At 69.4% G+C, this 15019-nt stretch carries 17 protein-coding genes; 14 read left to right on the plus strand and 3 right to left on the minus strand.

The window, feature by feature from the left end:
• Positions 1–510: 510 nt before the first annotated feature.
• Both ACLQ24_RS00095 and ACLQ24_RS00100 read left to right on the plus strand, forming a co-directional pair.
• Positions 511–966: a hypothetical protein gene (locus ACLQ24_RS00095; RefSeq protein WP_425888298.1), complete on the plus strand. Its 456-nt coding sequence runs from the start codon at positions 511–513 to the stop codon at positions 964–966.
• Between the two features lie 4 nt (positions 967–970).
• Positions 971–1771, plus strand: a complete 801-nt coding sequence (locus tag ACLQ24_RS00100; RefSeq protein ID WP_425888300.1) for an NYN domain-containing protein — start codon at positions 971–973, stop codon at positions 1769–1771.
• A gap of 361 nt (positions 1772–2132) precedes the next feature.
• Here the strand turns inward: ACLQ24_RS00100 and ACLQ24_RS00105 are convergent, their stop codons facing one another.
• Both ACLQ24_RS00105 and ACLQ24_RS00110 read right to left on the minus strand, forming a co-directional pair.
• Positions 2133–2405: a hypothetical protein gene (locus tag ACLQ24_RS00105; protein WP_425888301.1), complete on the minus strand. Its 273-nt coding sequence runs from the start codon at positions 2403–2405 to the stop codon at positions 2133–2135.
• 159 nt (positions 2406–2564) lie between these two features.
• The gene (locus tag ACLQ24_RS00110) at positions 2565–3029 is read right to left on the minus strand and encodes a prepilin peptidase (RefSeq protein WP_425888479.1); all 465 of its coding nucleotides are present in this window, start codon (positions 3027–3029) and stop codon (positions 2565–2567) included.
• A gap of 447 nt (positions 3030–3476) precedes the next feature.
• On the opposite strand from ACLQ24_RS00110, the gene ACLQ24_RS00115 reads away from it, so the two are divergent.
• Genes ACLQ24_RS00115 through ACLQ24_RS00170 form a run of 12 tightly spaced genes read left to right on the plus strand, consistent with a single transcriptional unit; the run spans position 3477 to position 14366 of the window.
• Entirely contained in the window at positions 3477–4094 is a 618-nt protein-coding gene (locus tag ACLQ24_RS00115) for a hypothetical protein (RefSeq protein WP_425888302.1), read from the plus strand.
• Positions 4088–5011 (plus strand): hypothetical protein, encoded by a 924-nt coding sequence (locus tag ACLQ24_RS00120; protein ID WP_425888303.1) that lies wholly within the window; start codon positions 4088–4090, stop codon positions 5009–5011. The genes ACLQ24_RS00115 and ACLQ24_RS00120 overlap by 7 nt, the downstream gene beginning before the upstream one ends.
• Positions 5008–5670 (plus strand): SAF domain-containing protein, encoded by a 663-nt coding sequence (locus ACLQ24_RS00125; RefSeq protein ID WP_425888304.1) that lies wholly within the window; start codon positions 5008–5010, stop codon positions 5668–5670. The genes ACLQ24_RS00120 and ACLQ24_RS00125 overlap by 4 nt, the downstream gene beginning before the upstream one ends.
• A 44-nt stretch (positions 5671–5714) precedes the next feature.
• On the plus strand, positions 5715–6470 hold the full coding sequence (locus tag ACLQ24_RS00130; RefSeq protein WP_425888305.1) for a ParA family protein: 756 nt from the start codon (positions 5715–5717) through the stop codon (positions 6468–6470).
• Positions 6460–7977: a CpaF family protein gene (locus ACLQ24_RS00135; RefSeq protein ID WP_425888306.1), complete on the plus strand. Its 1518-nt coding sequence runs from the start codon at positions 6460–6462 to the stop codon at positions 7975–7977. Before ACLQ24_RS00130 ends, ACLQ24_RS00135 begins: the two co-directional genes overlap by 11 nt.
• Positions 7977–8918 carry a type II secretion system F family protein gene (locus ACLQ24_RS00140; RefSeq protein ID WP_425888307.1) on the plus strand — a complete coding sequence of 314 codons (942 nt, stop codon included), beginning with the start codon at positions 7977–7979 and terminating at the stop codon, positions 8916–8918. Before ACLQ24_RS00135 ends, ACLQ24_RS00140 begins: the two co-directional genes overlap by 1 nt.
• Positions 8915–9775 (plus strand): type II secretion system F family protein, encoded by an 861-nt coding sequence (locus ACLQ24_RS00145; RefSeq protein WP_425888309.1) that lies wholly within the window; start codon positions 8915–8917, stop codon positions 9773–9775. Before ACLQ24_RS00140 ends, ACLQ24_RS00145 begins: the two co-directional genes overlap by 4 nt.
• Positions 9776–9799: 24 nt before the next feature.
• Positions 9800–9997, plus strand: a complete 198-nt coding sequence (locus tag ACLQ24_RS00150) for a hypothetical protein (RefSeq protein WP_425888310.1) — start codon at positions 9800–9802, stop codon at positions 9995–9997.
• Positions 9998–10019: 22 nt separating this feature from the next.
• A complete protein-coding gene (locus ACLQ24_RS00155; RefSeq protein WP_425888311.1) occupies positions 10020–10427 on the plus strand; it encodes a TadE family protein in 408 nt (135 codons plus the stop codon).
• A gap of 46 nt (positions 10428–10473) precedes the next feature.
• Positions 10474–10929: a TadE/TadG family type IV pilus assembly protein gene (locus ACLQ24_RS00160; protein WP_425888312.1), complete on the plus strand. Its 456-nt coding sequence runs from the start codon at positions 10474–10476 to the stop codon at positions 10927–10929.
• Positions 10926–11348, plus strand: a complete 423-nt coding sequence (locus ACLQ24_RS00165; protein ID WP_425888314.1) for a TadE/TadG family type IV pilus assembly protein — start codon at positions 10926–10928, stop codon at positions 11346–11348. Before ACLQ24_RS00160 ends, ACLQ24_RS00165 begins: the two co-directional genes overlap by 4 nt.
• Before the next feature lie 24 nt (positions 11349–11372).
• Positions 11373–14366 carry a BTAD domain-containing putative transcriptional regulator gene (locus tag ACLQ24_RS00170; protein WP_425888315.1) on the plus strand — a complete coding sequence of 998 codons (2994 nt, stop codon included), beginning with the start codon at positions 11373–11375 and terminating at the stop codon, positions 14364–14366.
• A 357-nt stretch (positions 14367–14723) separates the two neighbouring features.
• Here ACLQ24_RS00170 and ACLQ24_RS00175 read toward each other — a convergent pair whose 3' ends face one another.
• Complete coding sequence (locus tag ACLQ24_RS00175; protein WP_425888316.1) at positions 14724–15017, minus strand: hypothetical protein; 294 nt, start codon at positions 15015–15017, stop codon at positions 14724–14726.
• Between the last annotated feature and the right edge of the window lie 2 nt (positions 15018–15019).

The following is a 15019-nucleotide window of genomic DNA, read 5'->3' on the forward strand; positions in this document are numbered from 1 at the left end:
TGGCTACCGGGCTTGCCACACCGGCACTCGTGTGGGGCGTCGAGCGGTCGTACCGGTCCGTGGACAGGTGTCTCCGGGCTCACGGATTGCAGATCAGCGATCCAAACGCGGACATACCCGAGGCATGCTCGAAGATCAGCGCCCTTCTGGCTCTGGTGGCACTGACCGCCGTCGCCTACGTCGCCGCGACGGCGATCACCGGCCTGTGCCTGGGGGTGGCGGAGGGACGGCACCGGCGCGGCTTCGGCCACCGACGGTGGTTCACCGTAACGGTCGTCGGGATCGCCGCCCCGTGGTCGCTGGCCACCTACGCCGCCGGCTACGGCATCGGCCGGCTTGTACCGCCTCCCGCCGTCGACACAGCGTGGGCAGAAGGTCGCGCCGCCGCGCGTCAGACCCTCGAGTTCCTCTCCCTGGGTGGACAGCCGGGCCCCGTCCTCGCCCCGGGGTTTCTCACCGAGGAACCGGTGTACCTGGACGCGCAACTGCACTACGCGCCACTACGGTTCGGTGGTCACCTACACCCAGACTTCGGCGCTGGCGTTCGGATCGGCAGCCTTCGTCACCGGCGCCCTGATCGCCAACGCCGTTGGCAATCTCAGCGCCAAGTCCCGGGCCGAACGTTTGGCCCGCCCGCAGTGGCGCGAGCACCAGCTCGCCCGAGTCGTGCTCACGCCCACCAAAACCTGGTGCTACGCCTCTGGACGGTGGCTGTCGTTCGACCACGCCGCCGTCATGGAATACCACCTCGACCACCACGGCGTGGTGCTCCTCTTCGCCGACTCCGAGCCGCTGCGCCTGACCGGGCCGGCCGCCTGGGTTCACGCAGTGCTCTTCGCCTACTTCCGCTTCGGCGCCCAGGCACTGGCCACCGCCACCTTCCTTCTGCCGATCCGCGCCACGCCTGCGCCTACACCCGCTGCACAGCCACCGGCTGCGGCTGCGGCGACCTCACCCGAAAGGTGAAAGTGTGGACAACAACGACCAGAGCCGCCTCCGCTTGGCGGTCCTCATCGATGCCGACAACGCCCAGCCCGCGGTCGTCGCCCCGCTGCTGGCGGAGGTCGCCAAGTACGGCACTGCCCACGCCAAACGCGCCTACGGAGACTGGACCGGCACCGGCCTACGTGGCTGGAAGGAGCACCTCCTCGCCCAGTCCATCCAACCGATCCAGCAGTTCGCCTACACCTCCGGCAAGAACGCCACCGACGCCGCCCTCATCATCGATGCGATGGATCTGCTCTACACCGGGCGCTTCGACGGATTCTGCATCGTCTCCAGCGACAGCGACTTCACCCGCTTGGCCTCCCGCATCCGCGAATCCGGGCTGACCGTCTTCGGCTTCGGCGAGCGCAAGACGCCCCGATCATTCGTCGCCGCCTGCGACAAGTTCATTTACACCGAGAACCTCACGCTCGGACTCGGTGCACCTGCACCGCTCCAGGCGGTTGTCGTCAAGCCACGCACACCCGCCACCGATCTCAGCGACGACACGGCCCTCGTGACGCTGCTTTGCGACGCGGTCGAAGCCGCCTCCGGTGACGACGGCTGGGCGCACCTGGGCGCCGTCGGGCACATCCTCACCAAGCGGCGCCCCGACTTCGACTCCCGCACCTTCGGATACGCCAAGCTCACCGACCTCGTCACCGCTACCGCTCTCTTCGAAGTGGACCGCCGACTACCCGCCGACGGCAAACCCGCCGTCGTCTACGTTCGCGACCGCCACAACGCCATACCTCGGCGCGGCAACGACTCGACTCAGGGCCTCTGACCCCTACGGGTCGGGTGGCTCCTGTTCCCTCGGCCACTCATCCCTTCGCTTGGGTCGCAGGGGGGTGGCCCAACCCGGCCACCCCAGCGGCAGGGCTTGATCAAGTTCCGTGGGTGTCCGGATTGCTGGTGGTGCCCGATCTGTGGCCCTTGTACCGGCTGGCGTATCCGTGACGGTTTACGGGCGCGGCCGGCCCTGGATGTCTGCTCAGACCGGATCGGTAGCGGGGGCGAGCAGGGCGTCGGCCTCTCGATCCGTGCGCCGGGCGGCGTAGCCCATCGGTCACCCGTACGTCAGCGGCTTGGGTAAGCAACATTCATTAGATGCTGTTCGGCCAGGCGCAGGAGCCTGATAAGGAGTTCTATGCGTTCGGCTTCTTGATCGAGCGGCGAGCCGAGCCAGTGACGGCTATCTGGTCGGGCGCAACCAGGCCGAATCCCTCGAGATCGTCTCTTGACCACGCCGCGAGTGCGGCCTGGTACTCCTGGCCGTACAGCCCGTGCTCTTCCTGAAGCCTGGCAAGCATCGAGTTGATCTTCTCGGCGCGTTTGTGTGCCGTGCCTACGAGCGCGATCCGTGCCTCCGCCGCCGCCTTTGCGCGCTTGACGGGATCGGCAGGAGCTTGTGCGTCCATGGCGAGGCGCCCTTTCCACCGGCGGGTAACAGGTGGCGAAGTCTAAACACCCAGGTCAGCGACCTGCAAGCGCCCCCGTGGGGGTTAAGAGGCATCCTGCACCCGTCATTGAATGCCATACGCGCGTGCCGATTCGGCGCGCGTCAGCCGGAGCGGACGTCATAGGCCGCTGGCCAGAATCGCGACCAGGGTGCCGACCAGCATGGAGGGGCCGTGGGCGATGCTGCCCGATAGATCACCGCGGCGGATGGCCACCGCAACGGCTGCGGCCCCGTTGATGAGGATGGCGACGACTGCGGCTCCGGCCACCGTCGCGAATCCAAACCAGCCCGCAGTCAGCCCGACGAGGAGGGCGAGTTTGACATCGCCCAGGCCGAATCCAGGCAGAACGAGGGCGACCAGCAAGTAGATCCCGCTGAGCCCGAGCGCGGACAGGCAGGCAGTTCCGAGACGCGACCAGTCACCGCTCGTGGCCGTGGCGGCTGTGAAGGCCACCAACGCGCCAATCGTCCCCGTCGCTATGAGCCGATTCGGCAGGCGGTGTACGGCCGCATCCGTAAACGCCAGGGCTACACCGGCCGCCCCCGCCCAGCACAGGCCTGCCAAGGTTGGTCCGAATGGCATCCGAAGCGCGAGAAGGACGAAAGTCACCGCGGAGGCTGTTTCCACGGCATACGGCCATGGCCCCACCTTCGCCCTGCAGCCCGGGCACTGGCCCGTTGGCCGCCGGAATGCCGGAAACCGGATAGGTCGACCGCATTCCGGGCAAGCAGTGCGCCATGGCGATCCCTGCGGCGCCGAGTGCGTAACGATCGCGGCTCGCGCTACGCCACCTGCGGCCCAGCCTGCCACGAAGGCCGCGAGAACAATGATCGTGGTCGCCACTCATGGCCCCTTCCATCGGCTTGTGCGCCAGTCATTGATGTGGACTATGACTCGCGGGCCTTGCGGTTTTGGTATGATTTGTTACTTTGCAAACCTTCCCGACAATCGCACTTGCTGGTCGATTGTGCCCTTGTCGATCTAGGTCATGTTCTGTAAAAACATGTGCGCGACGGCGGATAACCGTGGGTGATCATCACAGGTCAGCGGGGGTTAATCATGATGTTCGGTGGGTCTCTTTGGCGTGCCCGCAGTTCGGTCCGGCTCGCCGGCGGCGCGCTAGTCGCCGTCGTCAGCCTCGGCGTCGCGGCTTGTGGATCCTCCACTCCGACGGCCCAAAGCTCAGGCGTTCCCGCCGCCAGCGTTCCTGCCACCCCGTCCGCCGAGACGCAGGCGTCAGACGCCGCCCTCGCCTCCTACCGCGGATACCGCGACACCTACTCGCGCCTCGCGCTGACCGCGGAGCACAAGGACATCGCTGACCTTCGCCAATACACCGCCGACCCAGCGCTCGGCAATGCGATCTTCGATCTCTCGCAGATGAACAAGAGCGGGCTGGTACGGACAGGCGCTCCGGTGTCGACACCGAGCGTCACCTCGGTCAACGTCGCGAGGAACCCCCACTCGGCCATGCTGTCGGACTGCCTCGACCGCACCGACATCGACACGGTGGATAAAGCAACCGGGAAGTCGGCTGAGGTTCCTGGTCAGGTCACGCGCGTCAAGCTCTCGGTGAAGGTGGTGCGCTACGACGACGGCCGCTGGCTGGTCCAGTCTGTCGACGCCGAGAAGGGCGCCACATGCTGAAGCGACGCCTGATCAGCCTGACTGTCGCCGCCGCAGCGTGTGCCGGCCTCGTGCTGGTAACTGCAACGCCGGCGCTGGCCGACGTCGTCTGCAACGACGACGGGACCTGCTACGTCGTAGTGGACACCCCAGGCGGCCCGGGGTCTCCTGGCGGAGGTGGCAGCGGCGGGGGAAGCGGTTCTGTGGTCTGCAAAGACCCCAACGGCGACGTGATCGACTGCTATCAGGAAGGCCGGGGCTGGTACGACCCCTCCTCCTACTGCTTCTACCGAAAGGTGGATCCGCAACCACCCGCCGGTGACGAGCGGTGGCAGGGCAAGAGTCCGGCTGACGGGACGCTTTACCACTACACCTGCCCGTACTCCACGAGTTGGTTCGGCCGTGCCGGCGACACGGTCCGCGCCACGCCACCGCCTGGCTACGGCGGTCTTCCCACTCCGGAGACCCTGGCGGCGCAGGCGATCCAGCAGCTGCCGATCCGCGGGCCGCAGATCAGAACCGCCCCCGACGTCAACGGTGCAGGCCTGGTGGGGCTGCCGGTGTGGCTGTGGACCGATGTCAACGCGAACACCTGGGGGCCGATCTCGGCGACGGCGTCGGTGCCGGGCCTGTCGGTGACCGCGACGGCGAAGGCCAGTCGAATCGAGTGGCGGATGGGTGACGGTCACGCCGAGACGTGCACCAATCCCGGCACGCCGCACAGGGACGGCTCCGGCGCCGGCCCGTCGCCCACGTGTGGTTACGACACCGGCTACCGCAAGTCGAGCCTTGGCCAGCCCGGCGGCCGGTACACGGTCACCGCTGTGACGAGTTGGGACGTGACCTGGGCGGGCGGCGGTCGGGCCGGGACGTTGACGGTCGCCCGTCAGTCGACCAGCACCATCAAGATCGACGAGATGCAGGTGGTTACCCGATGAGCATGAAAACCCGAGCCGGCGAGACCTCTGGCGGTCCCGCTCCCGCAGCCGCCCCGTCGCGGTTGCGCGGCCGGCGGGTGAGCCGTGCGGCGGTCTCCCTTTCGATCGTGCTCATCGTGGTGGCCGGACTGAGCGTCGTGGGCTTGGTGCTGTGGGCCCGTGGCGGTACCTCCTATCTGGCGCTGGCCCGGCCGGTCGCGTATGGGAGCCCTATCCAGGCCGGTGATCTCACCACGGTCACGATGCCGGCCGACGCCGCGCTCAACCCAATCCCCGCGTCGGAGAAGGACGCCGTCGTTGGCAAGTTCGCCAACGTGCCGTTGGCGGCCCGGTCCCTGCTGACACGCGATCAGATCGCCTCCGGGGCGATTCCCGGCGCCGGCAAGCAGGTCGTCAGCGTGACCTTGAAATCCGACCAGGCCCCGGCGTACCCACTGCAGTCGGGCGTCCCGGTGATGCTGGTCCGCAGGCTCGACGTGTCCGCAGCCGACAACGTGGCCCCCATGTCCCCGGTGCCGGGAACGGTCCGTACCGTGCGGGACTTGGAGTACGGCGGCGGCGTCGTGGTCGACGTGATCGTCTCGGCCAACGACGGGCCCGGAATCGCGGCGGCGGCAGCGGACAACAAGGTCGCACTGCTGGTCACGGCCGGGAGCTGACCATGGCTGTAATCGCGTTGATGTCAGCGAAAGGCTCACCTGGCGTGAGCGTTACCGCCCTCGCGCTGAGCCTGTCGTGGCAGCGCGACACCATTCTGGCCGAATGCGACCCCGCTGGCGGCGATGTCCTGCCGGGCTTCCTCGCCGGTCAGATGCCCGCCGACCGCGGCATCGGCGAACTGTCGAGCCTGCACGGCCGAGGTCGGCTGGAGGCCGAGTGGTGGGGACAGCTCGTCGATCTGGACGCGCCGCATCGGCGCCGTCTGCTGCTGCCGGGCGTCGCCCGGCTGGCGGACTCCGGTGGCGTGGCAACTGTCGGCGACACCGTCGCCAGCCTGTTCGCGGGTCTCGCAGAGGGCCCACGCCCGTATGACGTGATCGCCGACTGCGGCCGGCTCAACGCGATCAACACGCTGTGGCCGGTGCTGCAGCGCGCCGACGCCCTGGTCATGGTGGTGCGCGGCACGCTGCCGTCGATCGCCCACGCGAGAGCGAACCTGACCGATCTGCGGGAAAGGCACGCTCACACCCCGCGTGCGCTCGATGCGTTGCGGCTGCTGGTCATCGACGAGGGCAAGCACGTCCGGGAAGCCGCCGCAACGCTCGGTGTCCCGCTGCTGGGTGTCCTTCCGCACGATCCACGCTCGGCGCGTGAGCTGAGCCAGGGCGGCACCCGCATCAAGGCCCACCACCGCCTCGTCAGAGCATGCCGGGATCTGCACGCTCCGCTGGCCGAGGTCATGACCTCCAGCCGCCTGCGGCACGGAGCGATGAAGTTGGAGACCGCCGATGCGGGCTGAAGCCCTCACCCATGACCCGCGCAACGGCACGCCGTCCCTGACGCCCCAGGGCATCCGCGACGCGCTGCACCGCGTCCAGCAGGCCCCGCCGCCTCCCGCTCTGCCCTATCCGCCGCCGCGGCGGGCGGCCGAGGCTCCGGATCTTGTCGACTACGCGGTGGTGCGGCAGCTGCACCGGGAGATCCACGACGAGCTGACCGGGCTGCTACGCGAGCAGGGCGAGGTGACCGCCGAGTACCGGCGGGCCGAAGGCGAGCGGATCACCACCCACCGGGTCAACGGCTGGGTCGACGCGCAGCGCCGCACCCGCACCGTCACCGACGCCGAGGAAGACGCGCTGCTGGACGCCGTGCTGGCCGAGGTGGTCGGGCTGGGCCGTCTGCAGCCGCTGCTGGACGACCCGACGATCGAGAACATCACCATCCTGGGCTTCGACCAGGTCCGCATCGAGTACCGCGACGGCGGCGGTATCGGCTACGGCAAACCGGTCGCCGACTCCGACGAACACCTGATCCGCCTGGTGCAGAACCTGGCCCGGCAGGGCACGGCGATCGGCACGACCGAGCGGTCGCTGTCGCCGTCGAAGCCGATGCTGGACATGCAGCTGCCCGACGGCAGCCGTCTGACCGTCACCTACCAGGTGTCGCAGCGGCCGGTCGTGGTCATCCGCAGGCACGGCACCGTCGATGTCACCCTCGACGACCTGACCGGCGAGAAGTGGAACATGATCGACCCGGTCCTGGCGAGGTTCCTCGCCGCGGCGGTCGCATCGGACGCCAACATCATGATCGCGGGCAAGGGCGGCTCGGGCAAGACGACGCTGCTGCGCGCCCTGGGGTCGTGCATCCCGTCCAACGAGTGGTTCGTCGTCATGGAGGAATCCCGCGAGCTCGGCTTCCACCTGACCGGCCGCCACCCGTGGTGCGTCTCTCTGGAAGCACGTGAAGGGCACGGCGGGCTCGGCCCGGACGGACGCCCGGTCGGCGAGCTGCGGCTCGGAACGATGTTCCCGATCACGCAGCGACTCAACACACAAAGAGTCATCGTCGGCGAGGTCCGCGACGAGGAGATCATCGCCGCGCTGCAGGCCATGTCCACCACCGGCGGCAGCTTCTGCACCATCCACGCCCGCCACGTCGACCTCGTCTTCGACCGTGTCGTCGAGCTCGCCCTCGCCCACCGCAACGAGAACAGTGTCGAGCGGGCATACCGGCAGGTGTCCGGCGCGATCGACTACATCGTGTACGTGCACCTCGCCGACGAGAGCAAGATCGGCGGCGCGAAACACCGGTTCGTGTCCCATGTGCTGGAGTTGAACGGTGTCGTTGACGGGCAGGTGAAGTACACGACCGTGTTCGGCCCGGACGCCTCGGGCCGGGCGGTGCCGCAGCACCTGCCCGAGCGCCACCGCGAGGACCTGCTGCAGGTCGGCTACGACCTCGGTGACCTCAACCGGCACGTCGGCAGGGGCCAGTGGCCCCGCCCGCTGAACAGGCTGGCCCGCTGATGACGCTCGCATTCCTCGCCCTGCTCGCCGGCGTCGCGCTGGCCACCGGGGTCCTGCTGCTCATCGGTCTACTCACCGGCCGTATCGGCGCCGGCAGAGCCTCGGGGGAAAGCAGCACGAGCCGGTGGTTGCGCCGCGTCTGGGAGGGCCCGTACCGCAACGCTTCGGCGCGACGGAAACACCAGCGGCTGCTGGCTGCCGGTGTTGGCGGGGCCGTGATCGTGTGGCTCTACAGCGGGGTGCCCGTGCTCGCGCTGGTTGTCGCGCTCGCCGTGCCAGGGCTGCCCTGGCTGCTGGGCGCGGGTGCGATCGAAGCGGACGCGATCGCGCGGCTGCAGGCCATCGAGTCGTGGACGCGCCGCCTGCGCGACTTGGTCGCCCGGGGTATGGGGCTGCAGCAGGCGATCGTCACCAGTCTCGACAACTCGCCGCCGGAGACCTACGGCGAGGTGCGGGAGCTTGCGCTACGCCTGCAGGCCGGCAGCGACATCACCGATTCGCTGTACGCGTTCGCCGCCGACCTCGACGACGAGCACGCCGACGAGATCATCGCCAGCCTCATCCAGCACGCCAACCTGCGTGGCACCCGCCTGGGCGAGCAGCTCGGCCAGGCCGCCAACGACGCCGCCGCCGAAGCCGCGCAGCGGCAGGAGATCTACGCCGAACGCGCCAACGGCCGTATGACCATGACCGTCCTCACCAGCACCTTGGTCGCCTTGTTCCTGGCTGGGCTGGCGATGCCGGGCTACATCGATCCGTTCGGGCGGGGTGTCGGACAGATTGTCCTGGCGGTGGGGATCGGCTTGTGCGTCGCGCTGCTGCTGGCCGGCCGTTCGCTGAACATGCCCAAGCGCGGGGAGCGGATACTGCGCCGCCCCGACACCGTCACCGACCAGCGCGAGGAGCTGGCCGCCATGAGCCGGGAGGTGCGGCCGGTATGAACCCGCTCCTGATCGCCGCCCTCGCCTTCGGGTGCTTGTTCGGCGCCGCGGTCGCCTATCTGATCTGGCAGCTCGTCCCGGCCACCCCGGCACTGGGCCCCGCCCTGGCCCGCCTCGACCCCGACCGAAGGCCGGAGGCGCACCCGGGACGAAAGGTCACCGGTGCCTTGACCGCGCTGGTCGCCCCCGACCCAGCCGACCTGGCGGTCCTGGGCAAGACCCGTGGCCAGTTCGCCATGTCGGTAGCGGCGTCCGCTCTGGTGGGGCTGCTGATCGCGCCGCTGCTGGCGATCTCACTCGCCCGGCTCGGTGCGCATGTCACCTTCGCCGTCCCCGCGGTCGCCGGTCTGCTGCTGGCCGCCGCGATGGCGCTGATCGCGGTCCGTGACCTCAAGACCAAAGCCGTCAAGGCCCGCCGCCGGTACCGCAAAGGCGTCAAGGCGTACATCAACCAGGTCGCGTCCGCGGTCGTATCCGGGTACGGGCCGGTCGAAGCTCTCGAACGCGCCGCGAGCGTCGGTACCGGCGAGGTCTTCGACCGCATCCGCGCCACCCTCAACACCTCCCGCCACCAGCAGGAAGAGCCCTGGGATCAGCTCCGAACACTCGGCGCCACCCTGCGCGTGCCAGCACTGGGCGACCTGGGCGACAACATGCAGGCCGCCGGCGCCAACGGCGCGGACGTCTACGACACCCTGCGCGACGCCGCCGCTAGCCTGCGCGACCAGATCCGCTTCGACGAACTCGCCGCCGCGAAGAAGGGCAGCACCGCCCTCGACGCCCTCGGCGCGGCGCTGCTCATGGTCGGCATCGGCATCGCCGTCTACCCGTTCCTGCTCAGCATGCAAATCCGCTAGGTAAGAGAAGAGAAAGGCACCCTCATGAGGAACACCCTGCTGCGCGCCCACACCTGGGTGGTCACCCGCACCGGCGGCACCGACGCCACCGACCGCGGCGAAGCCCCCATCCCCGGCCTGGTCATGCTCGTCGGCGGCATCGCCGTCGCGATCGCGATCGTCACCATCCTCACCACCGTCGGCTCGGACCTCGGCGAAGGCATCCGCGACGCGGTCCGCTGACCGGCCAGTGACGACGATGCTGATGGCAACCCTGCGGCACCGAGCCAGGGCCGGGATCACCGACGACCGGGGCTCCTCACCCCTGGAGTACGCGATCGTCATCCCGGCCCTGCTCGTACTCGCCATCATCGCCATCCAGGCCGGATTCCTGTACCACGCCCGCAACGTCGCCCAGGCCGCCGCGCAGCAGGGCGCCGACGCCGCCCGCGCCTACGCCGCCAGCCCGGCCGACGGCCGCGAACGGGCGATGGACTTCATGTCCCGCGCTGCCGGGGACCGGCTGCTCACCGGGCGGGAGGTCACCGTCACCTCCACGGGTCGGCAGATCACCGTCGCGGTCACCGCGACCCCGATGTCCCTGCTCCCCGACGGGTGGGTGCGGTTCACCGTCCGCTCGTCAGGGCCGATCGAAGAATTCACGACCAACTGATCCCCAGGCTCAGGGTGTTCCTACAGCGCCGAAGGAGGTGCGTTTCATGCCAGACACAAGACACAACAGGGATTTCAGGTCGAGGGATGACCGGGGCTCGGTCGCCCTCGACGCGGCCATCGTCGCGCCTGCCCTCATCCTGTTAATCATGCTGGCGATCCTCGTCGGCCGAACCAGTGCGGCGGCCAGCGCTGTAGCCGACGCGGCCCACGACTCGGCCCGCGCCGCGTCGCTGTCACGCACCGCCTCCGACGCGAACCGCAGCGCCAACCAGGCGGCCGACGCGAGCCTGGCCAGCGCCGGAAGCTCGTGCACCAGCCACCGAGTCGAGGTCAACACCGGCGGGTTCACCGTCCCGGTCGGCCAACCGGCCACGGTCACCGTCACACTGTCGTGCACCGTCAGCTACGCCGACCTGGTCGCGATCCCCGGCATGCCCGGCAGCAAAACCCTGACGACAAGCTTCATCTCCCCGCTCGACCAGTTCCGTGCCCGGTCATGAAGACGATCATCGACCGGCTGCGGCGCGACGACCAGGGCAGCATGAGCATCTTCGTCGGCGTGTTCGCGATGGGGATCCTCGTGCTGCTGATGGTCGTGTGGGACGCCGGCAGCCAGGTCCGCGCCATGCAGAACGCCGACAACATCGCCGCGCAGGCCGCCCGAACTGCCGGCCAGCAGATCGACATCGCCGAGGCCATCGCCGGCGGCGACAAGCACGTCGACCCGGTCAAGGCCCAAGCCGCCGCGCAGGCCTACCTCGCCGCCGCCGGCGTCACCGGCACCGTCACCTTCAGCCCCGACCTGCGGCAGGTCACCGTCACCACCAGCCTGGCGTACCAACCGAACTTCGCCGGCCTGCCCTACCGCGGGCCGGCCACGATCTCCGGCCGCGCCACCGCCCAGCTGATCACCGGCTGAACCGAGCAACAAAGGGACACGAGCATGTTGTGGCGCGCATTCAAAGCACTCAGCGCGGCGATCGTCATCGCCGCGCTGCTGGCAGGCATCCCCGCCGCCTTGGCGCTACTGGGTCACAACCCGCTGCCCGCCCTGGCCGCCTTCGCCGACAACCCGATGGCCCGCGACGACGGCACCCTCTTCCTGGCCGTGTTCACCTGCGTCGGCTGGCTGGCATGGCTGTCGTTCGCCGTCGCCGTCATCACCGAGGTCCCCGCGCTGTTCGGCCGCAACACCCGCACCCTGCCCGGCCTTTCCGCCCAGCAATGGCTTGCCCGCACCCTGCTGTCCGCCGTCGCGACCGCGATCATCGCCCCGAGCATCACCAGCGCCACCGCCGCCACCGTCACCGACCACGACGCCAACGCCCGCCCGGCGGCGATCGTGCACACCGTCAGCACTACCGCCACCGTCACCGCCCAGAACGACGTGACGGCCCACCAGGCAGCGGCCGACACAAGCGGTGGCGTCGTGCACGTGGTGCAGCGCGGTGAAGTGCTGCTCGACCTGGCCGAGCGCTACTTCAAGGACCGCGCCGCGGTCAAAGGCATCGCCGAAGCCAACTACGGCACCCCCCAGCCCGACGGCCGCGTTCTGGAGCGGGGCCAGACCCGCATCTACGCCGGCTGGAAGCTGCGCATCCCGGCCTACAACGGCATCACCCCCACCGCCACGACCCTCGCTGCGCCCGCACCGCAAGCCACTGCCACTCACCAGGAGCGCCCGAAGATCGTGCTGGCCGCCGCGGTCACCACGGCGCCCGCCGGCACCTACGAGGTGTGCCGCGGAGACACCTTGTGGGACATCGCCGACAGCCAGCTCGGCGACCCTGAAGCCTGGCAGCAGATCTGGGAACTCAACCGGGGCAAGACCTTCGACGACGGACGCACCTTCACCCGGCCCGGCCTCATCCGCCGCGGCTGGGTCCTGACCCTGCCCGACGCCGCCGCAGACCACACCGTCAAACCCACACCCGAAACGCCCACGCCGCCGCCGGACAGCTTCCTGAAAAAGCACGCCCACGACGGCGATGAGCAGACCGTCCCACCGGCACAGCCACCAGCCGTCCTGCCCGGTGATGACGGCGTCAGCACCGTCACCAGCACACCCAGCGCCGCGCCCAGCAACGACGCACCGGCGGCCAGCCCCACCGCCGAAGTACACGACGGCGGCGGGTTCAGCCTGCCCAGCGGCAGCTGGATCAGCCTCGGCCTGGCCGCCACTCTCGCCGGCGCAGCCCGGCTGGTCTGGCTGCACCGCCGCCGCCGCTACACCCCCAACCCGCCATCGGCACGGCCCCGCACCAGCGACCCAGACCTCGTGCGCACCCCGGCAGTGATCCGCCAGGTCCGGACACACCTGGCCCAGAACGCCACCTACGACGACACACCGCCACCTGCCCAGGTCATCGCCGCGGCACCCGTACCTCTGAGCCCACCCCCGGTTGCCACCGCACCCGCTGCCATCGGCCTGGCCGCGGGCCGCGGGCTGCTCATCGCCGCGCTCGCCGACGACCGCGAGGACACCGACTCCCGCAGCCACGTCATGACCACCACCGGCACGCTCGCCAGCCTCATCCCCGGCGCGAGCGAAGACGACATCGCCGCCCAGCCCCGCCTGACCGTCACCGCCTCCAGCGACGCCGCGATCGACTGGTGCGAGCAGCAACTCCTGCTGCGTGTACGCATCCTGGCCGAACACGACCAAACCGACGCCGCAGCGCTACGCGACGCGGACCCGCTCGCCGAACCGATGCCGCCGATCACCCTGCTGACCGCAGACGAGGACGCGACCATCCGTGCCACCGCACTGGCCGCCCAGGGCGGACCGGTCAACCTGCGCTGGATCCCGGTCAGCCTCACCGCCGTCCCCAGCCTCGGCAATGACGGCTCGACCGCCGGGCTCCTCAAGACCGATGAAGCGCTGGACCTGCTACGCACCCTGACCGAAAGCCAGACCGGCCAGCCACAACCAATCACCGCACCAGCCGACGACGAGCCAGCCCACGACGAACAAAAGACCCACGGTGCGGCCGCGGAGCCCGACGGTGTTCACGAAGAGCCCAGCACCGAAACCGGATCCCCTGGCGGCAGCCTCGCTGCACAACCAGCCGCGCCGCAGCCTGGCCGCACCTCAGACACAGGCACGGAGGCGGAACCGCGCCTGCCCGTCCAAGTGTCGGTGCTCGGACCACTTAAGATCCACAACCCGGTAGGGCAGCCCAAACCCAAACGGAATCCGCCGTGGGAACTCATGGCATACCTGATCGCCGTCGACGGACGGGCCTCCAACAACGCCATCCTGGAAGACCTGCTTCCCGACGTCGCACACAGCAAAGCCCCGGCGCAACTGCACACGATGGTCACCGGGCTGCGCAACCTGCTCATCGCCGCAGCCGGCGGCGGCGACGGCGACGACTTCCTCGCCCATCCTCCCGGCGTCTACATCCTCAAGCCCGACATGCTGGACGTCGACCTGTGGCGAATGCGGTCAGCACTCAAGACCGCGGCGACGGCGCCGAGCCCGACCGTGAAGGCCGAGGCCTTGCGCCGGGCGCTGGCCGAGGTGAAGGGCCAGTTCGCCGACGGGGCGCTGTACGACTGGATGGAGCCCATCGCCCTCGGCATCACCCGCGAGGTCCTCGACGCCCGCGTCGCCCTAGCGTCGACGCTTGCCGGGCTCGGCAAGCCACAGGAAGCCCTCGACGTGCTGCAGGACGCCATCAACGAAGAGCCGCTGGCCGAAGATCTCTACCGGCAGGCCATGGACCTGCACGCTCTGCTCGGCGACGCCGACGCGATCCGCCGCCTGCGCCGCATCCTGACCCACATTCTCGAGCAGAAGGGCCTGGAACCGACGGACGATCTGGCCCGCCACTGCGACAACCTGCTGGCCGGGCTGCGCCGGCGACGGTCGGCGCAGGCCCAGAAGGCAGCAGCCGCGTACGCCGATTCGAAGGAACGCAACCTGGTCAGATGACGACCTGGAACGCGTCGTGTTTCGCCAGCCCGGTAAGAGCCGATGTCGCAGCGAGAATGGCTCGTGGACATGCTGATGAAGGTCTGCTCCCGACGAGAAAAGGGGCCGGTTTGTGCGCGGGACGGAGCGCCCCGAGCACAAACCGGCCCCAGATCAGGCCCCCGCTGCGCGCGAATCGGGAGAAGGCCAAAAGTCAGCTCGATCTGCGAAGACCCTCGGTGCCATTCCCCTCCTAGCGTGGAGGCCAGAGCTTGAGGGATAGAGGTTCATGGCTGAAACGGGCGAGGGTCGACTCGTTACGGAAGCTCACGGCACCTCCATCAATGTGGTCTGGCTCGGCTATGGATGTCGTCGCTGTCAGGCGGCGCAGGGCTGGGTGCGCGAGTGCCTGAACCAGCCGGTGACCGTGGCCGGCGCGGCGACCCGGGCGCGGCCTCGCGCGCGGGGCTGAGGGCCGGTGGCGGCCTGCTGGGCACGGTGGGCGTCGCGCGCTGGCGGGCAGGGGTACGCCTGGTCGGCGCAGCGCGGGTTGGCGCAGCGGTCGGGCTGGTGCGGCTGGGGTTGGTGGGCGGTGGCGACGTCGCTGGCGAGCAGCCACAACAAGACGTCGGTGACCGTGCGCGGAATCGCGCGGCGGTGCTGGGTAACCATGG

This window comes from Micromonospora sp. DT4 (assembly GCF_049841675.1).
Classification (GTDB): Bacteria; Actinomycetota; Actinomycetes; order Mycobacteriales; family Micromonosporaceae; genus Micromonospora.